The 22,147-nt window shown below is 40.9% G+C and carries 22 protein-coding genes; 9 read left to right on the top strand and 13 right to left on the bottom strand.

Features of this window, described 5'->3' with window-relative positions; translation table 11 throughout:
• Positions 1-3: 3 nt before the first annotated feature.
• Positions 4-732, bottom strand: coding sequence for a bifunctional demethylmenaquinone methyltransferase/2-methoxy-6-polyprenyl-1,4-benzoquinol methylase UbiE (gene ubiE, locus D7Z94_RS19730; protein WP_120713354.1), 729 nt, complete (start codon positions 730-732; stop codon positions 4-6).
• Positions 733-986: 254 nt separating this feature from the next.
• Between ubiE and trkA the strand changes: the two genes are divergently transcribed.
• The 5 genes from trkA to D7Z94_RS19705 all read left to right on the top strand — a co-directional run bounded on the left by trkA (position 987) and on the right by D7Z94_RS19705 (position 4,970).
• On the top strand, positions 987-2,336 hold the full coding sequence (trkA, locus tag D7Z94_RS19725) for a Trk system potassium transporter TrkA (RefSeq protein ID WP_120713353.1): 1,350 nt from the start codon (positions 987-989) through the stop codon (positions 2,334-2,336).
• Entirely contained in the window at positions 2,336-3,826 is a 1,491-nt protein-coding gene (locus tag D7Z94_RS19720; RefSeq protein ID WP_120713352.1) for a TrkH family potassium uptake protein, read from the top strand. Before trkA ends, D7Z94_RS19720 begins: the two co-directional genes overlap by 1 nt.
• Positions 3,827-3,930: 104 nt before the next feature.
• Positions 3,931-4,269, top strand: coding sequence for a helix-turn-helix domain-containing protein (locus tag D7Z94_RS19715; protein ID WP_120713685.1), 339 nt, complete (start codon positions 3,931-3,933; stop codon positions 4,267-4,269).
• A gap of 51 nt (positions 4,270-4,320) precedes the next feature.
• Complete coding sequence (locus D7Z94_RS19710) at positions 4,321-4,659, top strand: DoxX family protein (protein WP_120713351.1); 339 nt, start codon at positions 4,321-4,323, stop codon at positions 4,657-4,659.
• A gap of 11 nt (positions 4,660-4,670) precedes the next feature.
• A complete protein-coding gene (locus tag D7Z94_RS19705) occupies positions 4,671-4,970 on the top strand; it encodes a hypothetical protein (RefSeq protein ID WP_120713350.1) in 300 nt (99 codons plus the stop codon).
• A 98-nt stretch (positions 4,971-5,068) separates the two neighbouring features.
• On the opposite strand, the gene D7Z94_RS19700 is transcribed toward D7Z94_RS19705, so the two are convergent.
• The 3 genes from D7Z94_RS19700 to D7Z94_RS19690 all read right to left on the bottom strand — a co-directional run bounded on the left by D7Z94_RS19700 (position 5,069) and on the right by D7Z94_RS19690 (position 8,377).
• Positions 5,069-5,872: an MBL fold metallo-hydrolase gene (locus D7Z94_RS19700; protein WP_120713349.1), complete on the bottom strand. Its 804-nt coding sequence runs from the start codon at positions 5,870-5,872 to the stop codon at positions 5,069-5,071.
• A gap of 203 nt (positions 5,873-6,075) precedes the next feature.
• Complete coding sequence (locus D7Z94_RS19695) at positions 6,076-7,260, bottom strand: pyridoxal phosphate-dependent aminotransferase (protein ID WP_120713348.1); 1,185 nt, start codon at positions 7,258-7,260, stop codon at positions 6,076-6,078.
• 13 nt (positions 7,261-7,273) lie between these two features.
• Positions 7,274-8,377, bottom strand: a complete 1,104-nt coding sequence (locus tag D7Z94_RS19690) for a fatty acid desaturase family protein (RefSeq protein WP_120713347.1) — start codon at positions 8,375-8,377, stop codon at positions 7,274-7,276.
• A gap of 118 nt (positions 8,378-8,495) precedes the next feature.
• Here D7Z94_RS19690 and rsmG point away from each other — a divergent pair, with 118 nt between their 5' ends.
• Complete coding sequence (rsmG, locus tag D7Z94_RS19685; protein WP_120713346.1) at positions 8,496-9,128, top strand: 16S rRNA (guanine(527)-N(7))-methyltransferase RsmG; 633 nt, start codon at positions 8,496-8,498, stop codon at positions 9,126-9,128.
• 60 nt (positions 9,129-9,188) lie between these two features.
• Here the strand turns inward: rsmG and D7Z94_RS19680 are convergent, their stop codons facing one another.
• From D7Z94_RS19680 to D7Z94_RS19640, 9 genes are all read right to left on the bottom strand, one after another.
• The gene (locus D7Z94_RS19680; protein WP_211341817.1) at positions 9,189-10,139 is read right to left on the bottom strand and encodes a prolyl oligopeptidase family serine peptidase; all 951 of its coding nucleotides are present in this window, start codon (positions 10,137-10,139) and stop codon (positions 9,189-9,191) included.
• Positions 10,140-10,168: 29 nt separating this feature from the next.
• Complete coding sequence (locus D7Z94_RS19675; RefSeq protein ID WP_120713344.1) at positions 10,169-11,206, bottom strand: DJ-1/PfpI family protein; 1,038 nt, start codon at positions 11,204-11,206, stop codon at positions 10,169-10,171.
• Positions 11,207-11,286: 80 nt separating this feature from the next.
• On the bottom strand, positions 11,287-12,255 hold the full coding sequence (locus tag D7Z94_RS19670; RefSeq protein ID WP_120713343.1) for a GlxA family transcriptional regulator: 969 nt from the start codon (positions 12,253-12,255) through the stop codon (positions 11,287-11,289).
• Positions 12,256-12,973: 718 nt separating this feature from the next.
• Positions 12,974-13,351, bottom strand: a complete 378-nt coding sequence (locus D7Z94_RS19665) for a hypothetical protein (protein WP_120713342.1) — start codon at positions 13,349-13,351, stop codon at positions 12,974-12,976.
• 106 nt (positions 13,352-13,457) lie between these two features.
• Positions 13,458-13,970: a DinB family protein gene (locus tag D7Z94_RS19660; RefSeq protein ID WP_120713341.1), complete on the bottom strand. Its 513-nt coding sequence runs from the start codon at positions 13,968-13,970 to the stop codon at positions 13,458-13,460.
• A 124-nt stretch (positions 13,971-14,094) separates the two neighbouring features.
• Positions 14,095-15,723, bottom strand: a complete 1,629-nt coding sequence (pruA, locus tag D7Z94_RS19655) for an L-glutamate gamma-semialdehyde dehydrogenase (protein ID WP_120713340.1) — start codon at positions 15,721-15,723, stop codon at positions 14,095-14,097.
• Positions 15,724-15,809: 86 nt separating this feature from the next.
• Positions 15,810-16,196, bottom strand: a complete 387-nt coding sequence (gene apaG / locus D7Z94_RS19650) for a Co2+/Mg2+ efflux protein ApaG (protein WP_120713339.1) — start codon at positions 16,194-16,196, stop codon at positions 15,810-15,812.
• Between the two features lie 6 nt (positions 16,197-16,202).
• A complete protein-coding gene (locus tag D7Z94_RS19645) occupies positions 16,203-17,330 on the bottom strand; it encodes a DUF3667 domain-containing protein (RefSeq protein ID WP_245967260.1) in 1,128 nt (375 codons plus the stop codon).
• A gap of 27 nt (positions 17,331-17,357) precedes the next feature.
• Entirely contained in the window at positions 17,358-18,602 is a 1,245-nt protein-coding gene (locus D7Z94_RS19640) for a type IX secretion system plug protein (RefSeq protein WP_245967259.1), read from the bottom strand.
• A gap of 152 nt (positions 18,603-18,754) precedes the next feature.
• Here D7Z94_RS19640 and D7Z94_RS19635 point away from each other — a divergent pair, with 152 nt between their 5' ends.
• From D7Z94_RS19635 to D7Z94_RS19625, 3 genes are read left to right on the top strand one after another with little or no spacing between them, the layout of a single operon-like run.
• Positions 18,755-20,107: a Na(+)-translocating NADH-quinone reductase subunit A gene (locus D7Z94_RS19635; RefSeq protein WP_120713337.1), complete on the top strand. Its 1,353-nt coding sequence runs from the start codon at positions 18,755-18,757 to the stop codon at positions 20,105-20,107.
• 3 nt (positions 20,108-20,110) lie between these two features.
• A complete protein-coding gene (locus tag D7Z94_RS19630; protein WP_120713336.1) occupies positions 20,111-21,394 on the top strand; it encodes an NADH:ubiquinone reductase (Na(+)-transporting) subunit B in 1,284 nt (427 codons plus the stop codon).
• Between the two features lie 2 nt (positions 21,395-21,396).
• The gene (locus D7Z94_RS19625) at positions 21,397-22,146 is read left to right on the top strand and encodes a Na(+)-translocating NADH-quinone reductase subunit C (protein WP_120713335.1); all 750 of its coding nucleotides are present in this window, start codon (positions 21,397-21,399) and stop codon (positions 22,144-22,146) included.
• Position 22,147: the final 1 nt, after the last annotated feature.

Below are 22,147 nucleotides of genomic sequence, written 5' to 3'. Positions count from 1 at the left end.
TGCTTATTTTGTAGCAACATAAATAGAGGCGACACCAAATGTTTGGGGTTTGTTCGCTACATCTATAAACCCCGTTTTGCGTAAAATATTGTTGAAGTCCATACCATGTGGAAAAACCGATGCGGATTTGGACAAATAGGAGTAAGCGGATTTGTCCTTGGAGAAGAGTTTGCCTATGGCAGGAAGCATGTATTTGCAATAGAAATGGTACCCCTGCTTAAAAGGTGTTTTGCTCGGAACTGCAGTCTCTAGCACCACAAAAGTACCTGACGGCCTTAGAACACGATGAATCTCTCTCAACCCTTTTTCCAAAGTTTCGAAATTGCGTACTCCAAAGGCTACCGTAACCGCATCAAATGTATTTTCTGGGAAGGGAAGATTTTCACTGTCCCCGATGATCATCTCAACAGTGCTCCCTAGATTTTTTGCAATTACCTTTTTTTTGCCTACCTCTAACATACCTTGGGAAATATCCAAACCTATAATTTTGGTGGCTCCGGTCTTGACCAGACTAATGGCCAGATCACCGGTTCCCGTGGCAATATCAAGAATTTGGACGGGCTTTTTTTTCTGCAGAATCTTTACGACCCGTTTTCTCCATTTTACGTCCAATCCAAAGGAGATAACCCGATTTAGCCCATCATAGTTTTTGGAAATGGTATCGAACATTTGAGTAACCTGCTCCTTTTTTCCGGAACCGGAATCGGAATATGGAGTGATTTTTTTCTGCATTCCAGGCAATTTTCGGCAAATATAACGCATACATATCAGGTGGCTCTATTTGCGACCTTCAATATGGAGAAATGAACTTATTTTGAGTACTTGAAGCTTTATTTTTACTGGCAACACAATTAATTTATGTAATTTTGCACATCAGAATTGGCAAGCAGGTTATACAAATGTGCATTGACACTCAAAGTGTTATTTCTTTCGATCAGGTGGTTTTATGTTTTATTCTTGCCAATGACAACAATGTATCCGATTAAATGAAAATCATAATTGCAGGAGCTGGTGAAGTAGGCTTTCATTTGGCAAAACTTCTTTCGTACGAATCCCAGGACATTACGCTCATAGATACCAATAAAGAAAGCTTAGTTTATGCGGATAACCATTTGGATATACGTGTACTCAAAGGAGATGCCACTTCCATAACTGTCCTTCGTGACGCAAAAGTTGAAAACTCTGATTTGGTAATTGGGGTAACATCCTCGGAGACTACCAATTTAACGCTTTGTATGTTGGCAAAGCAGTTGGGAAGTAAACGGACCATAGCTCGGATATCCAATACCGAATTTATGGATAATAGGGAAATCATCAAGTTTTCGGACTTGGGAATCGATGAATTGATTTCCCCGGAAGAGCTCGCAGCAACTGAAATACAACTCTTGTTGAACAAATCCGCATTTAATGATACCTATGAATTTGAAGATGGCAAGTTGATCATGATCGGTGTGTCCCTGATCAAAACGGCTCCTTTTGTTGGAAAAATGGTAAAGGAAGCCGCAAAAATTTTCCCTGAACTCCATTTTATGCCTATAGCCCTACAACGTTTGGGCACGCAGTTTACGGTCATACCTAGAGGTGATACCGTTTTTAAGGAAGGAGATCAGGTCTATTTTATAACGGTCAAGGAAGGAGTGGACGAGCTTTATAAGCTCACCGGAAAGAAAAAGGCGGACATTAAGAATGTAATGATCTTAGGCGGAAGTAAGGTGGGGTTCAAAGCTGCCCGTGATCTTTGCGCCAAAAAATTCAATGTAAAGCTCATTGAAAAAAATAAGGAAAAGGCCTTTGATTTGGCCGATGATTTGCCCAATGCCCTGGTCATTAATGGAGATGGCCGCAACGTGGAACTTTTGGAGGAAGAGAGTTTGGATTCTATGGATGCCTTTATTGCGGTTACCGGAAATTCAGAGACCAATATAATGTCTTGCCTGGTTGCTAAGTCCAAACGTATTAAAAAAACTATCGCTTTGGTGGAGAATATGGATTATTTTCAGCTTTCGCACTCTATTGGTATCGATACGTTAATCAATAAAAAACTCTTGGCGGCCAATAATATCTTTAGATATATTAGGAAGGGAGAAGTGGTAGCCCTGATGCGTCTTAACAACCTAAATGCGGAGATACTGGAATTTGTGGTAAAACCGAATTCCCGGGTAACCGGAAGTGTCATACGTGAGCTGGATTTTCCAAAGTCGGCTACAATTGGTGGTGTTGTTAGGAACGGAGAAGGCATTATTGCCTTGGGAGGTTTCAAAATCCAAGAAGGTGACCGCGTTGTAGTGTGTTGCCTACCTGATGTAATTCCCAGAATAGAAAGATTGTTCCTGTAATGACCCTTAATTCCAGAATTATATTTCATCTCATGGGCCTCCTGTTGGTCTGCAACGGAGGTTTTATGCTTTTGGCCGCTTTAGTGAGCGGTATTTATGATGATGGGGTTACCTTGGAAATCACCACGGCGGCTATCTCCACGATGTTCGGTGGCGTGTTTGCCATGTTTTACACCAGAGGCCATAAAAAAGAGGTGAAACGCAAAGAAGGATACATCATAGTCACTTTCGGATGGATCGTGATGTCTATCTCTGGAATGTTGCCTTATATATTCTCTGGGGCCATACCGGGAATAACCAATGCTTTCTTTGAGACCATATCCGGTTATACGACCACAGGTGCATCCATTTTAGAAGATATAGAGTCCTTGCCCGAGGGCATTCTTTTTTGGCGAAGCCTTACCCATTGGATAGGGGGCATGGGTATCATTGTTTTGGCCATTGCCATACTACCGCTTTTGGGGATTGGAGGAATGCAATTGTTCGCTGCCGAGGCTCCTGGTCCCAACGCCGATAAATTGCATCCTAGGATTACGGATACGGCAAAACGGTTATGGTTGATTTATTTTGGATATACCGCTGCAGAAACACTTTTGTTAAAGTTGGCCGGGATGTCTTTTTTTGATGCCATAAACCATGCCTTGGCTACCTTGTCCACGGGTGGTTTTTCTACCAAGAACGCTAGTCTGGCCTATTGGAACGATCAGCCATTGATCCAATATATTGTAATCTTCTTCATGTTCTTGGCAGGCTCTAATTTTGTACTAAGCTATTTCGCCTTTAAGGGGAAAGTGCAACGGGTAATCAAGGACGAGGAGTTTAAGTTCTACACGGCGTTCATTTTCTTCTTCATGATTATAGCTGCTTTGGTAGTTTATTTTAAAGCGAACGTTCCCATATCGGATTATCACCCTATGGTTTTGGGCGAGGGCGAAAGCGCGTTTCGGCATGCCTTGTTTCAAGTCATTGCCGTAGTTACGACCACAGGTTTTGTTTCGGCGGATTTTACGGCCTGGACACCCTTTTTAACGATTTTCTTTTTTGGATTGATGTTTTTGGGCGGATCGGCTGGCTCTACTGCAGGAGGAATCAAGGTAATGCGGCATTTGCTCATCATTAAAAACGGTTTGTTGGAATTTAAGCGCACCTTGCATATGAACGCTATCATCCCGGTACGATACAATAACAAAACCGTAAGCGAGCATATTGTTTATAATATCATTGCTTTTTTTGTGCTTTACATGTTGTTGTTCGTTATTGGCGCTTTGGTCCTAGGGGCCTTGGGACTGGATTTTGTATCCGCAATAGGTGGGGCAGCCTCCTCCTTGGGCAATGTAGGGCCGGCTCTGGGCAGTCTCAATCCGGTAAGCAATTTTAATGGCTTGCCCGATGCCGGAAAGTGGTGGTGCGGTTTTCTAATGCTTGCCGGTCGATTGGAACTTTTTACGGTATTGATTTTATTGACCCCTTATTTCTGGAAGCGGATCTAACATAGACTTTGCTGGCATTCCTTCTTTTCTACGATATGTTTTTCGTTGAAATTCAGTATTTTCATTTCCAAGCTGGGGATAAATCATTTATACTCGCGAGTATCATGTATCCGAAGATTTATTTGTACAAACGTATAAAGGATGCCAAAATCCTTATAGATCGTCACTTTTCCGACCCCATAAAGCTCAGTGATATTTCCGAGAGCGTGTATTTGTCAAAATATCATTTTTTAAGGCTTTTTAAGGAAGCTTATGGTACTACGCCTCACCAATACTTAAGACGCAAGCGGGTTGAAAAGGCCAAAAAACTGCTCAGAAAAGGCTTGCCGATCAAGGAAGTATGTGCACAAGTCGGTTTTGAGAGTATACCTTCCTTTTCCAATCTTTTTAAAAAAGAAACCTCGTTTACCCCTTCTGAATTTAGAAGACGTTATAGTAAATAGCAATTTTCGATAAGGTTTTCCGCTCAACAGCTTGCATTTTTGTAAAAAACCATGAAATTACTCTACAAAATTAACTTGATCTTACTCATTGTATTGAGTCTTGCCACCGGGGTATTCAAGATACTTCGACAAGAAGCGGATATTGAACTTTTTAAAGTATTGGGGATGACCGCCACACTCACATTTGGGTTGGGTATAGTCCAAGTATTGGGAGGATTATTGTTAATCCCTGTCCAAACCAGGAAATATGGAGCCTTACTTATGATGGCGACCTTTGTACTTGCCTCCTTGGCGGTTTTTATGAATGGGATGGTAGTATTTGGATCGGTATCTTTACTTTTCATTCTTATGACCTTTTGGGTGTACCAAGTAGAAAAAAGGAGTATGTAAATTTAATAGTTATGGCATATTATGTGATTACAAGAACGATTATTGAAGATCAATCCTCAAAGGAGGATGTTCTTGCGATGTCCAAAGAATCCGCTGAGATTTTTAGGAAACAACCAGGATTGATCGAAATGAAATCATTGATAGCGGAGAACGAAACCCATTTATCTACCTATCTCGTATGGGAGAATCAGCAATCCCATTTGGCCTGTATGGAAAGCAAGGATTTTGATGGGGTTACCGTACAATGGACCGCCTTTATGAAAGAAGGCAAAATCAAGTTTGAGCTGGAGACGTATCAGCTTGTTGAGTAGACCTCTAATTTTGTATGCTACTGTGTTGGTAATAGTTTGTTAAAAGTATTGCAGATATAGGTACGTAACCCAATTTAAGGCGCGGTATATTATTTTAACTAATCTAGCACTACCACTTTTGTGCCCGAGGATACTAGACTTTCAAAACGTTTCAGTATTTCCCTATTTTTAATTTCATAATGTATGGGGATTACTTTTTCAGGTTCGATTTCGTTTACGATTTGGGCAGCCTCCTCTTCATCCATAGTCAAGTTATCACCACCTATAGGGATTAAAGCAACCGCTATGTCTTTTAACCCTTTCATTTCGGGAATGTAATCCGTGTCACCGGCATGATATATCCTTAGATTTCCTTCCAGGTTCAAGATAAAACCTATATTCTCTTTTGATTTAGGGTGAGCCTTTATCCATAGAAAAACTGATTTTGTATTGTAGGCAGGAGTAGCTTCTATATCTAGATTCTCAAATTTGAGGACATCTCTGGGTTTCATAACCCGTAAATGCGGATTATAGGCCTTTAGCTTTTTTGAGACGCCCTTGGAACAAATGATTTTTGTTTCCGATTGGATAACCTTTTCTATATCCTCGATGGAAAAGTGATCGGGGTGCGAATGCGTAATCAAAATGTAATCCGCTTTTTCAGTGGTTCCGATTCCAACAGGGTCAATGTAAATTACCTTATCCTTTGTTCTGAGTTGAAAGCTTGAGGGAAAGAAATGGGATTTGTTCACTTTAATCGTTCCCCATGTGGATAACACCGCATTTTCCCCTATGCTGATTTGTTGGAGGGCCGGATTTCTTTTTTCGCTGATGGATATTTTTACCATGGTACAACTTTGAACGAGCACAATTATGGGCATAAACAGCATAAAAGAAACTCGTATGCTTATTTCCAATTTCATTTTAATTTAAAAACCAAAACTAAATCCTAGAATAATCGCATACCATGACCTTGGTCATTTTGCAAAAAAATAACATTGTTGAAATATGTGAAGGGAATAAGTATTCCCTAGTTTTTGACCAGACTTTGATCTTTTGCCCTTCATTAGAGTACAAAAAAACCCCTCCTTGATCAAGGAGGGGTTTCATCTGAATAAGATTTATTTTAAACCACTGCCTTGATCCGTTTTACAGCTTCCCTAATCTCATCCTCGGAAGCGGCATAGGAAATACGGATACAATTGGGATTCCCAAAAGCTTGCCCGGTAACCGTGGCTACATTGGCATTTTCCAGTAGATACAAGGCAAAATCCGATGCATTTTCAATTTGGGTCCCGTTAAGTGTCTTTCCAAAAAAGCTGGAAATGTCAGGGAATACATAAAAGGCCCCTTCGGGTACGTTGAGGTTAAAACCATCGATTTCCCCAAGAAGTCCAAGGATTAGGTCACGGCGTTCATGAAACTTGTCGATCATAAACTGAATCTTGCTTATCGGCGCTTCTAAGGCAGTAATCGTGGCGCGTTGCGCAATGGCATTGGCCCCACTGGTATTCTGTCCCTGAAATTTGGTACAGGCTTTTGCAATCCAATCCGCCGCACCGATGTATCCTATGCGCCATCCCGTCATGGCAAAGGCCTTGGAAACTCCATTTACGGTAATGGTACGATCGTACATCCCTTCAATGCCGGCAATGCTCACATGTCCTCCACGAAAATTGATATGCTCGTAAATCTCATCGGAAACTACGTAAATATTAGGATGGTTGCGTAATACTTGGGCCAATCCTTCCAATTCTTCCAAACTATATACGGAACCACTAGGGTTACAAGGTGAACTAAACCAGAGCATCTTGGTCTTGGGCGTAATGGCTGCCTCCAACTGCGCTGCAGTCATTTTAAAGTCGGTTTCGATACTTGTAGGCACTTCAACCGGAACCCCTTCGGCCAATTTTACAATATCGCTATAACTTACCCAATACGGTGCTGGTAGAATTACCTCATCGCCCTTGTTCAACATGCACATGGCTATGTTGGCCAAGGACTGCTTGGCCCCTGTAGAAACCACAATTTGGTTCAATCCATATTCCAGATTGTTGTCCCGTTTGAATTTATTGGAGATTGCCTGCTTTAAATCGGCATACCCGTCCACGGGGGAATAACTGCTATAGTTTTCGTCAATAGCTTTTTTGGCCGCTTCCTTTATGAAGTCGGGGATGTTAAAATCCGGCTCCCCCAGACTTAAGCCAATAATATCTTTTCCCTGGTTTCTTAATTCCCGAGCTTTTGCCGCCATAGCCAAAGTGGCCGAAGTAGACATGCTGTTGATTCTTTCGGATAAATGGTTGCTCATTTGCGGTATAAATTTACTGGTACTGTAGGGCGGGCCTTTTGCCCAATTCCTTTAAATGTTTGAAGTGCGAAATTATAGCTTTTCTGGTAGTTTTATACTCGTTGTAGGGTAAATTAAATTCCTTTGCCGTCTGTTTCACAATTTTGGAAATTTTTGTGTAATGTATATGACTGATGTTAGGAAAAATATGATGCTCTACCTGATGGTTCAACCCACCTGTAAACCAGTTTACAATTTTGTTTTTTGTACCAAAGTTCACTGTGGTGAATAACTGGTGAATGGCCCAAGTATTTTTCATGTTTCCACTTTCATCGGGCAATGGGGTCTCCGCTTCATCTACAATATGTGCCAATTGGAAGACCACACTTAAAATAACCCCGGCCACATAGTGCATGATGAAAAAGCCCAGAAGCACCTTCCACCAGGCAATGTCAATGAAAATAAGCGGCAGGACTATCCATATGGTGATGTAAAGTACCTTGGTAACGACCAACGTACTCCAATTGATTACCGGATTGGGTAGCTTACCATAACTGAGCTTTCGCTTCATGTAGCGGTACATCTGTTGAAAATCCGTAGTGATGGCCCAATTGAAGGTTAACAACCCATATAAAAAAATAGAGTAGAAGTGCTGGAATTTATGGTGTTTTCTCCATTCTGCATGTCTTGAAAACCGCAAAATACGTCCTGCTTCCATGTCCTCGTCATGGTCTTGAATGTTTGTATACGTGTGGTGAAGCACGTTATGCTGTACTTGCCAATTGTATACGTTCCCGGCAAGAATGTAAATACTACCTCCCATTAATTTGTTGACCCATTTTTTCTTGGAGTAGGAGCCATGGTTGCCATCATGCATAACATTCATACCTACCCCAGCCATACCGACGCCCATAACAATGGTCAACAACAGATTGGCCCAATTGGGAAGCCCCAAAGTGAGGATCAAAAAGTAGGGCGTAAGGAATAGGGCGAACATAATCACCGTTTTAAGGTGTAATCGCCAGTTTCCGGTCTTCTTTATTTTGTTTTCTTGGAAATAATCATTCACCCGCTTGTTCAACGTCCTGAAAAATTGAGCGGAATCTTTTCGTGAAAATCGAATGGTCTTTTGATCCATGTAATGCAATCTTTTGATAAATATAACGTAAATACAAACCTAAATAGTCTTACTATCCAACTAAAAAGGAATCTTTGCGATGTGAATATACTATTTTTGACGAAATACAAATGTACGTATGGGTGGTGAAATAGTATTAAAATATTTTCCCAATTTATCCGAGATACAAAAAAGGCAATTTTTATTGTTGGAGGAACTTTATAAGGATTGGAATGTAAAAATAAATGTTGTCTCTAGAAAGGATATCGCTGAATTGTACTTGAGACATGTTTTGCATTCATTGGGCATTGCCAAGGTCCAAAAGTTTAAACCTGGGAGCACTATTTTGGATGTAGGTACTGGGGGAGGTTTTCCAGGAATTCCCCTAGCCATTCTTTTTCCCGAAGTTCATTTTACTTTGGTAGATTCGATTGGAAAAAAAATAAAAGTGGTTCAGGAAGTTGTGGAAGGTTTGGAGCTAAAAAACGTTAGGGCCATAAATGGGCGCGTTGAGGGCCTGGAAGAACAGTTTGATTTTATAGTAAGCCGTGCCGTGGCTGCAATGCCTACTTTTGTGCACTGGGTGAAGGGAAAAATCAAGAAGGAATCTTTACATGAAAGGCGAAATGGGATTTTTTATCTTAAAGGCGGTGACCTTAAAGAAGAACTAAAGGGATATAGGGCCGCCCAGATTTTTGAATTGACCGATTATTTCGAAGAAGCATTTTTTGAGACCAAAAAAGTGGTGTATTTGCCTCAAAAGTTTAAATGAGCCCTCAATGGTTTGTTCATTGATTGCACAAGTTCATGTAGTTTTGGCATGGCATTATTACTATTTTAAAACGCCGATTTCTGTTAACCAGGGTACTAGGTAATCCAGTAAATCATAAGATTTTCTGGTTTTTGTATTAACAAAGTCGTGGTTTCCGTATTCCAATAATTGAATTTGAAAGTTGGGATTATTTATCCGTTTCAACTCGTTTATGGTAGCATCTACTGGAATTACTGGATCTTTGGTACCCAGAATCCACAGAGTTTTGGTCTTTAAGTTTTTTAGGATACTTCTTGGGTCAAATCCCTTGGCCCCCTTAAAATATTGCAGTTTTGAGTGTGCTTCGGCTATGGTAAGCTTCTTTACGTCCCCATCGCCGGTCAACTGGCTAAAATAATGCTCTTCCCCGGCAGATACGGCAACTCCTTCTCCTATGATTATAAACTTTATCGTATCATTTTTTGACGCAGCCAAGGGCATTATCCATCCAGCCTGACTTCCTCCTACAAGACCTAGTTTTGCCTTTCCAAGTTCTGGCCTATTTTTTAACCAGGATACACAGGCCAGTGCGTCTGAAGCGAGTAGGTTGAACCACTTCTCGCTTCCGTCTACACTGAAGAACTGATAACGCCCTTCCGATTTACCCACACCTCTTTTATCATAGGCAAGCACGGCCATGACCAGTTTTGTGCCAATTCTTGTATAGTATGTTACGTCTTCATAAGTTGAAGGTGCGGAACCGTGAACTACGACCAAGACACCTTGAATTTCACTATTGTTTTGGGGAGTGTAATAAGCGGCATTTAACCGAATGCCCCCATTTTGAATAACAACTTCCTCTTTGTCATATCCTTTAAATTGTGTGTTTGTGATTTTAATAAGGGGCATAGCACAGACAGGGCAGTCCCCAGGATTTTCATATTGAACGGTATGGCAATTCGAATTGCATGGAGGACAGCGATACCCCGTGGTATGTTGCGCTTGGATAAGACCCAAGTAAACTAGGGCCAAAAATATATTGAGGTACAGATTTGGATACCTCACAGCTTTCTGGAAAAAGTGCTGTCCTCGGCAAGCGAATATCCCTTAATTTGATTGGACTCGTCCCTTTTGAAAAAGATAAGCTCTTGGTCAATATTTGAAAATACATCCTCATATTCATGATAAACCGGATAAGCGATTTCGTTTATCATGGCATAAAGATCGCCTTTCGTTTTGTCATACTTCAACTCTATTTGTGAATTGTCCCCGTATTCATAGGTGCCTTCAAAATGTTTTAAAAAGGATGGTTCAACCTTTTCGGTATAGGGGTTGTCCTTGGATAAAATTAGACCATTGCCTAATTTCCAATTGTCATACTCCATATTATAGGCGATGCGCTTTGCTGCTTTAAGGCCATGTAATTTTGCCACCAAGTGCAAGGCCCCGTCTATTCCTGCGGATATTCCCGCCGTAGTGATTACGTTTCCATTATCAACAAAACGTACATTTTTATTTACGTTGATTTTAGGATAGGAGTTTTGTAAATCATCCAATGCGCTATGGAATGTCGTAGCTGTTTTTCCATCCAGTATGCCCGCTTCCGCCAGAATAAAGGCCCCGGTGCAAACTGAAAAATAATATTCGATATGTTCTTGTTTTTTGACCCATTCCATGACCTTTGGGTTTTTTACCGTAGGCGAGGTATTACCTCCAAAAAAAGCCAAAATATCCGCTTCCGGAGCGGTATCGATGGAGTAATCCGGAATAATGTTAAGAATTCCCTGTGACTTTATGGGTTCCTTTTTTTCCGAGACCGTGAATACTTCAAAACCTGCATAGGACAATACTTCCATTGGCCCGGCGAAATCTAAAACCTCAACCCTGTCCTGTAAATAAAAAGCAATGGATTTCACATCTTCTTTTTTCATGAGTACCATATTGCAAAATGAACACCTCCCAGGGCGATTATGTTCGTCAGTATCACAACTTAAACCGCAAGGCGGGCAAACATATACACCGGATTCTTGGATACCGCTCTGTCCATAGGAAAAAAGTGTCCCAAAAAACAGAGCGGTTAGTATTGCAAATCTGTTCATTTTTTGATTTTTGATGTTACCTCAAAACTACCATGCCCATGCTATTTGGCAAAGGACAAGAATACGCAGCATCAGGACAATTATTCCCGAAGTTGGGAGGGGAGGGATTTGGTATGTTTTTTAAGCAAAGACCGCAATTGATTACTACTTTGTAGGCCACATGCCAATGAGACGGCGTTCACTTTTGTACCGTTGGAAAGTAATTGTAGGGCATGTTCAATACGAAGCTTGGCCAAATAGTCCCCGATGGTAATACCCGTGGTTTTTTTGAATACCCGGGTTAAATTTCTTGGACTCATATGGGAGTTTTCGGCAAGTTCCTCGATTTTTAGTTTTTTGTCCAGGTTTTGGGCCAATGTATCCTGTATTTGGTGAATACGATTGTCAATATGGTTTCTGTACTGCAAGAAGACACTCAGTTGTGGATCGTTTTCTGTTCTTCGTAGATAAATGACTACTTCCTTTGCAATTTTGGTCGCAAAAACGGGACCATATATTTCCTCCAAAAGAAACAAAGCAAGATCAATACCGGATGAAACGCCGGCACTGGAATACAAATTACCGTCTTTTACAATGAGTCGGTCCGATAGCAGTTTCACTTGGGGGAAGCGGGTTTTGAAATCTCGGAAGTACTTCCAATGGGTGGTGCAGCTTTTTCCATCAAAAAGTCCGGCAAAGGCCATGAGATACGTTCCGGTACAAACGGAACAGATTTTTGCATTGTTTTGACACTGTTCACGTAGCCAACGAAAAAAATGTTGGTTTTTCCGTTTAAAATCCTCTGCAAAAAATAAATGGGACTCCAAACCGGGAATAAAAAGCAAGTCATGGGAACCTAAAGTGAAATTCCAAAAAGGTTCCAACTTGGCTAGTGCTATACCTGCACTGGATATTTCCTCCGTACCGGGATTTAGACTTAGATAATGGTTCTCAAATTGAGCTCCGTATTCATTGGCTTCATAGAACAGATGTATCGGTCCTGCAATGTCTAATAATTGAACTTCAGGAGGGATAAGAAAGTAAGCCCTATGGGTTATATCATTTTGCAATACTCTATTCTCTGAACTAAAAAAGTGACGTGTTAGCCTTCAAAAATAGTGGTATTATTGGATAAAAAGGAGAAGTATGGTCAAAAGCATTGAAAGGATAAATATTGCGCAGACTTTTGGATTGTTGGAGAATTCTGAATGGGATTTTTCAATGCGATAAGCGAAATAACTCCAGCTGAAGTTCAACAATCGGGCTATAGACTTAACAAGCGATAGTAAGAGTTCCTACATTTTCTGGCGTAACTCTTCATGTAGTTCCAAATATTTTGAAAAATAGAATCGGATACTGAATTTTTCGCTTTATGATTGTTTTTTACTTGCATATTATTCAAAGTCTAAGGCATTATAAAATTAGATAAGTTACTTTTAATTTACAATTAATTAACGTTAAATTTACATTTAAATTGTACGGAAACGCATTGTCAAAGATTTTTCCGGGCAATAAGAATCTATTTCGGCCGGTTTTAAATCGAATACCGCTCGGGGATGCAGGCAAAATCTTGCCGTCTAAAAATTTATTTTCTAGTTAAGGGTTAAAACCCTGCAATTTCATTGCAGCTACTTTAGTTTCCATAAACATTTTAGCCCTAAGCGTTATTGAGTTAAAGATTATTGAGTTATTATGACGAGCCTACAGAATAACCGAACAACTTAGTAACACAATAACAGTTTGCAATTTCATTGCTTCTTTAAAAACTATGGATTTATCCGCTTTAAACTAGAGCATTGGTTCACAGACAAAAAGAGCGGGTTTCCAAATGATTATCTGATTTTCCAAATCATCAAGAGAAATTGGATTTTCCGGAGTGCCACCGAGCATATTGCCATCACAGTCAAAGACAGGAATGTTCTTGTCAATCAAAGGGTTACAGTCCCAATATACAAATACCGTCTGCCCTTCGTATTCACCTTGGGTAATGTAGCAATATTTGGTATCTTCGGTAATGTTGGCTTCCCTGTTATCTATTTCTGTTCTAAGCCAAGATAGCTCCTTTGCGGGATTGTCCACCCCACAGGCCGGTCTTATCATATCATCATCATCTGAACAAGACTGGAGTACAAGCAGTGCGACTAATACATTTAGAGCTATTTTCATAGGGAATCTTTCTTTAATAGTAGATACCCTACTGACAAATGGTTGCGTAAAAAACCTCCAAAGGCCATGCCCTTGGAGGTTAAATAGTTGATTCTTTTTATTTATGTTATTTGCTCCAAGGAGGAGTTACGTCATTGGATCGAGCATAGGCGATCAATTGCCCCTTGTGCTCCCCATTGTGCTCCAGGACGATTAAAAGACCGGAAAGTCGGCTGAATTTACCGAAACCAAAATCAACTTCCTCATTAAGTTTGTCATTCTCCACCATGGTCATCTTTTCAAGGATAAACTCGTTCGATTTTTTTAAGGCTGCCAAAACATTTTCCTTTCCCTTGATTTTTTCAATGTTCATCATATCAACATCCTCTGGAGGGGCAAAACCCAATTTGGAGGCCAAATAATAGTTGGCTCCGGCAATATGTAAAAGGGATTCTCCCACTGAGCGAATGCCCTCAGCAGGACGCCAGTCGTATTGTTCCTCGGAAAAGGCTTCTGCAAGTGATATTACCTGCCCTTGGTTGTAGGTAAGCATTCCCTGGATGGTGCTTTGGACCATAGTATCTTGCGCATACGTCATGGCCACCATCAGAAACGTAGCAAATACAGTTAATTTTTTCATTTTCTAAGTGTTTTGAGTTGTTAAAAATTGTTCGCTAGACATAGCGGATAACTATGTAGCTTACAAGGTATTAAAAACCGAGCACTATTTCCTATAAAATTTGGAAATACCGTTTTAGACCGACTTATCCCAAAAAGGGGTACCTGTAATCCTCAGGTGTTACAAAGGTTTCCTTGATCAATCTTGGGGAAACCCAACGTAATAGATTCTGGGCGGAACCAGCCTTATCATTGGTGCCAGAAGCACGTGCTCCTCCAAAAGGCTGTTGGCCTACCACCGCACCTGTCGGTTTGTCATTGATATAAAAGTTTCCCGCGCAATTTTGAAGGGCTTTGGTAGCTTGATCGATGGCGTACCGATCCGTTGCCAAAACTGCCCCGGTCAACGCGTACTCCGAAGTGGAATCTACCAGTTTTAGTGTTTTGCTCCAGTCTTTGTCCTCATAGACATATACGGTGACCACCGGACCGAACAATTCCGTTTTCATAGTTGTATAATGCGGATTTGAGGTCACAATAACCGTGGGTTCCACAAAGTAACCTTTGGATTTGTCATATCCGCCTCCGGCAACGATTTCGGCTTCCGCGTCCTTTTTGGCTTCATCTATGTATTTGGCCAATTTATCAAAAGAACCCTCATGGATAACGGCGGTAATAAAGTTGGACATATCCTCTGGAGAACCCGGTTGGTTAAAGGACCCGATATCTTTCTTCACCAAATCCAATACTTCCTTTGAGGTGGATTTTGGTAAATATACCCTGGAGGCTGCACTACACTTTTGGCCCTGGAATTCGAATGCCCCTCTGGTTATAGCAGTAGCTACTTGCTCTGGTTTGGCCGTGGGATGGGCAATAATAAAGTCCTTTCCTCCCGTTTCGCCAACGATTCTTGGATAGGTTTTATAGGTATGGATATTGTTCCCTATTTTTTTCCACAGTTCTTTGAAGACATGGGTGGAGCCGGTAAAATGGATACCCGCAAAATCGGGGCTTTCCAAAACGGTATCCGTTATCATTACAGGATCGCCATAAACCATATTGATGACCCCATCTGGAAGCCCTGCCTCCTTAAAGACATCCATAATTACCTTTGCCGAGAATATTTGATGATCGCTAGGTTTCCACACTACCACATTTCCCATCATGGCTGCACTCGCAGGCAGGTTCCCGGCAATCGCCGTAAAGTTGAAAGGGGTAATGGCATATACAAAACCTTCTAAAGGGCGATATTCCACCCGGTTCCAGATTCCTTCGGCAGAATCCGGCTGCTCCTCGTAAATCTGGGACATATATTCCACATTGAACCTTAGAAAATCTATCAATTCGCAGGCAGCATCAATTTCGGCTTGATGAATAGTCTTGGACTGTGCGATCATGGTGGCGGTGTTCATCTTTGCCCGATAGGGTCCGGCAATAAGTTCTGCTGCTTTTAAAAATATGGCCGCACGCTGTTCCCAGGTCAGATCTGCCCAGGCGGTTCTGGCCTCAAGACAATTTTTGATGGCCTTTTCCACATGCTGTTTTTCGGCTAGATGATATTTGCCCACACTATGCCCATGGTCATGAGGTGGGGACATAGGCTTGGTGTTTCCGGTGCGTATTTCTTCGCTTCCTATATAAAGCGGAACTTCCACTTTTCCGTTAAAATAAGCTTGGTATTGCTGTAGTACTGCATCCCTTTCCGAAGTGCCGGGAGCATAACTTTTTATTGGCTCGTTAAGTGCTGTAGGTACTTGAAAAAAACCCTTGCCCATAATGCTATTTTTTAGGTGTTAAAAATCGCAGCAAAGGTACTAAATGGGAAGTCGATTAAAAACTAATAAAGACTTAAATATACGTTTCAATTTAACGCAAAGGGAGCATGAAATTTGAAGGTAGGGATATAGACCCTAAATTTCTCCGTGGAACTAAAATTCACCATATTGTAATGACCCTTCATGGCACCTATGGGGGAGGCCAACAAACAACCTGAATTATAGGTATGGGATTCGCCCGGCCTTATTACGGGTTTCTTGCCGATAACCCCTTCGCCATCAAGAATTTCCAGATCGTTAAGGGCATCATATATCTGCCAATGACGGGAGGTCAATTGAACGGAATCCTTACTTTGGTTCTCTATGGTGATGGTATAACCGAAAGCAAAATGCATTTTGTAGTTTTTGAAGAAAGTACCCTCAAAACTAGTATGTACCGAAATCTTTATTCCCTTGGTTACTTGAGTAATCATAGTTGTCTAATATGTAAAAATGTTTCCCGCTAGGAGAAACACTACACCGAACATTGCTAAAATAAAAAAAATCGCGTTCAGAAAAAGATATTTAACAATAGTTTTAAAGGCGCCTTGTTGATAGAATTTCCGCATGGCCTTTAGCAGATATATGGAAAATACGGTGATAAAAATCCAGTTACCGCTAACGTTGAGTATAGAATCTATCAGATAGCTAATAATGAGCAATATAAATAACAATGAAGTATTGTGAAAGCTAAAGACCAGATGATCGGTATAAGTGTATTTTTTCCTGATGTATACCAACCCAATGAATAGTGTGAACACAGGAAGAAAGAAAAAAACCGCAAACGGTAATTTGGAAATCAAGGAACTGATAAAACTTCCCGGTTGTCGTGAGGCCCTTACAAAACCTGCTGCAGCACCAAAGGACATCTTATTCTCAAAAGATTCGGGAATTTGGTATTTACCTATAGCATCTTTAAGGGTGTACACCCCATCTTTTCGAATCAGCGTATTGAAAAATTCTGCCTTTGTGTAGAAACGATCACTAAAATCTAGACTATCTAGGGATGCAAAATGGGCCTGGGGATTTTCCATAATCAATGAATCCCTATAATCTACTACGCGATCCAACTGTTCTGAAATTCCTATGGAATCCAAAACCTTTATTGCTTCTTCCCTATTCTCGTCCCCAACATCTAGCTCTATGCCAAACGGACCTTGAAAATCAATCGGACTGGCCTGTTTGTCCACCCCGTATTTATCCAATTCCGAGAAATTTCCACTAAAATTTTGAATCAAAAAATAGATAATGGCAAGGCTTAATAAAAATCGGAATGGATTGGTATAGGACATCCTTTTTCCATCCACATAATCCCTTGTAATTTTGCCAGGCCTAATTAATAGGGCGGACAGTGTTTTTAGAAGTTTGGAATCATAGGACAGCATATTGGAAAAAAACTCATCAAAATAATCCTTGATCGTCAATTTTTTAGTGCTATTGGCCTGCGAACAATTTGGGCAATACTTATCGCTGAGGTCCAACGGATGTCCACAGTTTAAACATTCGGTTCCTCGATATTTAAGTTGATATCTACCTCTGGAAGTGATGGCCGGTTTGTTCTTCATCATAGGTTTGGAATGAAGAATAAATATACGTTAATTGCTGATATTGCGCGAGTTTGTAGAACCTACGCCAATAATACTATCGTAGAGATCGCCAAAATTTCGATAGTATACCAAAATTAGATATGTGTTCTCGGTAAAGTGGAAATTACCACAGACTGTGTTTAAATCTATAATCCCGCCTTCCCGCTTTAATACGTATTTATAATTGTAGAAGCCCTGTTTAAATCCAATTTCGGCCTCCATCATTCCAGTATCCTCGTTGTAGGTCATTTTGTTCTCTTCCAACAGGGCGTAATTGTTGTATTTGCCAAAAATATATACCTCATCCAATTCCAAAATTGCGTCGTAAGGAAGGCTAAAATGTACATTGGTATATTCCGCCTCACGGGAATTTTCAGTGCCCTGAAGGGTACGAACCACAAAATCCCCGTTAATGTCGGGAAAATAGGTATAGGGTTCGTCAAACCTATAATCATCACTGAATAGATAATGCTGGTATAAATCCCCGATTTCTATACGCGATATCTGCGCGCTTGGCGCCCTTAAATCGCTGGTGTCAAAATTGAGAAACTCGTTTCCCCCAAAAAAACTGGTCTCCTGATCGTACTTGTACACAAGTTCGTTGCCTATCGTAAATTGCGGTTTAATGTTATATAAAGTGGTTGGCCAGTAATAATTCTGTATAATGGCCACTTTTACCTCTTTCTTAGGATTTACCAATTGAAAATTACCGGCATTGATATTGAATTGGACTACCTGTTTTTCGTTCAAAAAATTAAAGTCGCGAGAACGTTTTATGGTCCCTCCAACCTTTACCAGATCTTTGTAGACCACAAACCTTCTAGAGAATTGAAGCTCATAACTGCTGTTGTAAATCTCTATAAGATAGTTGCCGCTCACTTTTAGGCGCACATTTTCATTGGGTATGGTGAGGCGATAATTAGAATAGGGCTGCAAAGTAGTATAGCTGTTCTCGTAATCTATAATTCGCTGGTTATCCACCCCGCTGAGGTATTGCGATTTTAATAGGTCCGATGGGGTCCAATCGTAATCACAATGAACAATCTTATAATAGTAATCTTGCTCAATGGCCAGGATGTCATCAAACTCCAAATAAATAGGTTCACCGATTTGGGCCACGGGAAATTGATCTTCCGTAGGCCCTTTAAAAATGATAGATTTGATATTTGAGGGCGGGTCTATTTCTTCCTGAACCTGAGCGAACATGGAGGACACAAAAAAAAACAAGAAAATCTGTTTAAGATTTAAATGCATTTATAGGCTATTTTTTGGGCAAAGGTAAACAAAAAGCGTGCCTAGGGAATTAACATCGGTGTAATGCCCAAATTTCTAGGCAATTATTATGAAAACTTTCTTTTAAATACTATTTTTGCCCCTAATTTTGCTAACCTAAGCTCTACTATAACATGTCCAAAGACATTCGGATTAAGAAAGGCTTGAACATCAATCTTGTCGGTGCCGCAGAGCAAACTATTTCCAAAGCCGTTTTAAGCAATGTTTACGCGATAAACCTCAACGATTTTCACGGTATTACACCTAAAATGTTGGTAAAGGAAAAGGCCGAAATAAAGGCCGGCGAAGCGCTTTTTTATAATAAAAATAGGGAAGACATGTTGTTTGTTTCCCCTGTAAGCGGAGAGCTAATTGAGATAGAGCGTGGTGCCCGAAGACGCATTTTGACCTTGAGGATACTGGCAGATAAGTCACAACAAAATTTGGAGCACGATGTCCTGGATGTTTCCAGTGCCTCTTCCCAAGAACTAAAGGCTTATCTACTAAAAGGAGGATGTTGGCCTTTTATAAAGCAACGTCCTTATGACATCATAGCCGATCCGGATACTGTTCCAAAAGCAATCTTTATATCAGGCTACACATCGGCTCCATTGGCGGCAGATTATGATTTTGTACTTCAAGGAAAGGAAAAGGAACTACAAACGGCAATTACCGCCTTGGTCAAAATGACTCCAGGAAAAATACATGTTTCGGTTGGCAAATCCTCCAATTCTCCCTTGGCAGGACTCCATGGAATTGAATTGCATAAAGTTTCCGGGCCCCATCCGGCAGGGTTGGTCGGAACGCAGATCAATAAATTAGACCCCATAAATAAAGGGGAAATCGTTTGGACGGTTACTCCCCAAGATCTTGTAATCATGGGCGAGTTGCTTTTGACCGGTATTTTTAATCCCGAACGCATCGTTGCCTTGGCAGGCTCTTGTATTAAGGCCCCGAAGTACTATAAAACCAAAATAGGTACAGAGATTTCTACGTTTCTATATGCCAGTGGTGTAAATTCCGATGATTTTAGGGTCATTAATGGGGATGTACTTACAGGGACCAAAAGCAATCCTGATGGATATTTAGGTTCTTACAATAATACAGTAACGGCAATTCCCGAAGGGGACGACTATGAATTTTTTGGCTGGAACAAACCTATTTTTAATAAGGTATCCGCAACTAGGGCCTTGACATTCTCATGGATGCAGCCTAATAAAAAATATGACCTGGACACCAATACCAATGGAGAACATAGGGCATTTGTGGTAACGGGAATGTATGAAAAGGTCTTTCCCATGGACATCTATCCCCTTCAGTTATTGAAGGCTTGTATGGTAAAGGATCTGGATGAAATGGAACAATTGGGACTTTACGAAGTGGCTCCGGAGGATTTTTCCCTGACTGAATTTGTCTGCATATCAAAACAGCCCCATCAACGGATTATTCGTGAAGGATTGGATTTATTACATAAAGAAATAGGATAAAATATGAGTGATAATAGACTAACCTTTAAGAAAAGACTACATATCTTAAAGCATAGGTATAGGGGCAAGAAAATGGCACCGGCCTTCAATGCCTTCCATACTTTTTTATTCTCACCCGATGAAACAACACATTCCGGATCCCATATTCGAGGTGCCGATGACTTAAAGCGTACCATGAACACGGTTATCATGGCTTTGGTTCCAGTATTGCTTTTCTCTATGTTCAATACGGGATACCAACATTATGCGGCCATCGATGCCGCCAATGGAGTTGCAAGGGAACTGTCCCTATGGGGTAATTTTTTCACTTGGGAAAACCTTTGGATTGGAATAACCCAAGTATTGCCTTTGGTCATAGTATCCTATGGAGTAGGCTTGATCATTGAATTCATTTTTGCAGTCATAAAAGGGCACGAGGTAGAAGAAGGTTACTTGGTTACCGGAATGTTGGTTCCTCTAATCGTTCCTGTGGATACACCCTTGTGGATGCTGGCCGTGGCCGTGGCTTTTGGAGTAATTATTGGGAAAGAGGTTTTTGGTGGTACAGGCATGAATATTCTTAATCCCGCTCTGACCATTAGGGCCTTTTTGTTTTTTGCCTATCCTACTTGGATGAGTGGTGACAAGGTTTGGGTGCATGAGGCGGTAGAACGTGCTGGAGGACCCGATGCCATTTCCGGGGAGACCATTTTGGGCTACCTCGCACAGAATAAAGTAGATGAGTATTCCTATACCATATCCGATATGTTTTTCGGATTTATTCCTGGCTCAGTTGGGGAAACCTCTACCTTTTTAATATTGTTGGGGGGTCTGTTTCTTATTTTCAGTAAAATAGCAAGCTGGCGTATCATGTTAAGTGCCGTTATCGGTTCCTTGGTCATGGGATTGATATTCAATGGAGTTGTGGATGCCGGATGGATTACCGAGACCAGTAATTTTTATGGACTGATGAGTTTCGAATTCTGGAAACATTTAATAGTAGGTGGATTGGCTTTTGGTATTGTGTATATGGCTACGGATCCCGTAACCGGATCACAGACCAACCGTGGAAAATGGTTTTATGGATTCCTAATAGGATTCCTTTCCGTAATGATACGGGTGTTCAATCCTGCTTATCCTGAAGGTGTTTTCTTGGCCATATTGTTGATGAACGTTTTTGCTCCTACCATAGACCATTACGTCATACGGGGCAATGTAGCACGACGAATGAAACGGTTGAAGAACGCCACTATTTTTCCAAAAGATTCAGATAGTAAAGAAGAGGAACTAAAAGTTGAAACAGTATAATTATGGCCATTAATACCGAAAAAAATACGTATACCGTAATTTTTGCCTGCATCATGGTAGTGGTAGTCGGTTCTATCCTGGCTTTTTTGGCATCATCGCTAAGTGATAAAATAAAGGAGAACGAACGTTTTGAAAAACAGCAGAACATCCTTTATGCCATGGGGGTAAATGAAAACCAGGACGAAGGAAGTGTGAATTTTATACCGACAGATAGGGTAGAGGGGGAGTTCTCCAATTACATAAAGGAGCAATTGGTCATTGAAGGAGACCAAATTACCCAGGATGATGAAGCCTACCTTATCGACATGAAAAAGCAGCTTTCCGAAATGAAGAATGGAACAACACCAAGGTTACCCTTGTTGATTGGTGAAAAGGAGAACAAAAAGTTTTATATCATTCCGCTGTATGGTAAAGGTCTTTGGGGTCCTATTTGGGGTTTTGCCGCCTTGGATGATCAAATGGTAGTCCAAGGGGTATATTTTGATCATCAATCTGAAACTCCTGGTCTAGGTGCCAACATTAAACAGCGTTATTTCATGGACGATTTTACCGGAGAATCCATCTTAGATGGTGCCCAATATTCGGGTATTGCCGTAGCCAAAGGAAACAACGACCCGCTGAATAACACAAAGGACGATAACGAGGTAGATGCCTTGGCCGGTGCTACAATTACCGGTAATGGGGTATCCGCCATGATAAGCCAGAGCGTGAACCTATACAAGGGCTATTTAGAAACTATTAGAGCAAAATAAC

The organism is Ulvibacterium marinum, assembly GCF_003626755.1.
GTDB classification, from domain to species: Bacteria; Bacteroidota; Bacteroidia; order Flavobacteriales; family Flavobacteriaceae; genus Ulvibacterium; species Ulvibacterium marinum.
The sequence above is the reverse complement of the archived record's forward strand: the minus strand, read 5'-3'. Positions and strand labels throughout refer to the sequence as shown.

Coding starts and splice junctions, on each gene's coding strand:
- ubiE (WP_120713354.1), bottom strand. CDS start 732: ATGCAGAAAAAAATCACTCCATATTCCGATTCCGGTTCCGGAAAAAAG.
- trkA (WP_120713353.1), top strand. CDS start 987: ATGAAAATCATAATTGCAGGAGCTGGTGAAGTAGGCTTTCATTTGGCA.
- D7Z94_RS19720 (WP_120713352.1), top strand. CDS start 2,336: ATGACCCTTAATTCCAGAATTATATTTCATCTCATGGGCCTCCTGTTG.
- D7Z94_RS19715 (WP_120713685.1), top strand. CDS start 3,931: ATGTATCCGAAGATTTATTTGTACAAACGTATAAAGGATGCCAAAATC.
- D7Z94_RS19710 (WP_120713351.1), top strand. CDS start 4,321: ATGAAATTACTCTACAAAATTAACTTGATCTTACTCATTGTATTGAGT.
- D7Z94_RS19705 (WP_120713350.1), top strand. CDS start 4,671: ATGGCATATTATGTGATTACAAGAACGATTATTGAAGATCAATCCTCA.
- D7Z94_RS19700 (WP_120713349.1), bottom strand. CDS start 5,872: ATGAAATTGGAAATAAGCATACGAGTTTCTTTTATGCTGTTTATGCCC.
- D7Z94_RS19695 (WP_120713348.1), bottom strand. CDS start 7,260: ATGAGCAACCATTTATCCGAAAGAATCAACAGCATGTCTACTTCGGCC.
- D7Z94_RS19690 (WP_120713347.1), bottom strand. CDS start 8,377: ATGGATCAAAAGACCATTCGATTTTCACGAAAAGATTCCGCTCAATTT.
- rsmG (WP_120713346.1), top strand. CDS start 8,496: ATGGGTGGTGAAATAGTATTAAAATATTTTCCCAATTTATCCGAGATA.
- D7Z94_RS19675 (WP_120713344.1), bottom strand. CDS start 11,206: ATGAACAGATTTGCAATACTAACCGCTCTGTTTTTTGGGACACTTTTT.
- D7Z94_RS19665 (WP_120713342.1), bottom strand. CDS start 13,351: ATGAAAATAGCTCTAAATGTATTAGTCGCACTGCTTGTACTCCAGTCT.
- D7Z94_RS19660 (WP_120713341.1), bottom strand. CDS start 13,970: ATGAAAAAATTAACTGTATTTGCTACGTTTCTGATGGTGGCCATGACG.
- pruA (WP_120713340.1), bottom strand. CDS start 15,723: ATGGGCAAGGGTTTTTTTCAAGTACCTACAGCACTTAACGAGCCAATA.
- apaG (WP_120713339.1), bottom strand. CDS start 16,196: ATGATTACTCAAGTAACCAAGGGAATAAAGATTTCGGTACATACTAGT.
- D7Z94_RS19645 (WP_245967260.1), bottom strand. CDS start 17,330: ATGATGAAGAACAAACCGGCCATCACTTCCAGAGGTAGATATCAACTT.
- D7Z94_RS19640 (WP_245967259.1), bottom strand. CDS start 18,602: ATGCATTTAAATCTTAAACAGATTTTCTTGTTTTTTTTTGTGTCCTCC.
- D7Z94_RS19635 (WP_120713337.1), top strand. CDS start 18,755: ATGTCCAAAGACATTCGGATTAAGAAAGGCTTGAACATCAATCTTGTC.
- D7Z94_RS19630 (WP_120713336.1), top strand. CDS start 20,111: ATGAGTGATAATAGACTAACCTTTAAGAAAAGACTACATATCTTAAAG.
- D7Z94_RS19625 (WP_120713335.1), top strand. CDS start 21,397: ATGGCCATTAATACCGAAAAAAATACGTATACCGTAATTTTTGCCTGC.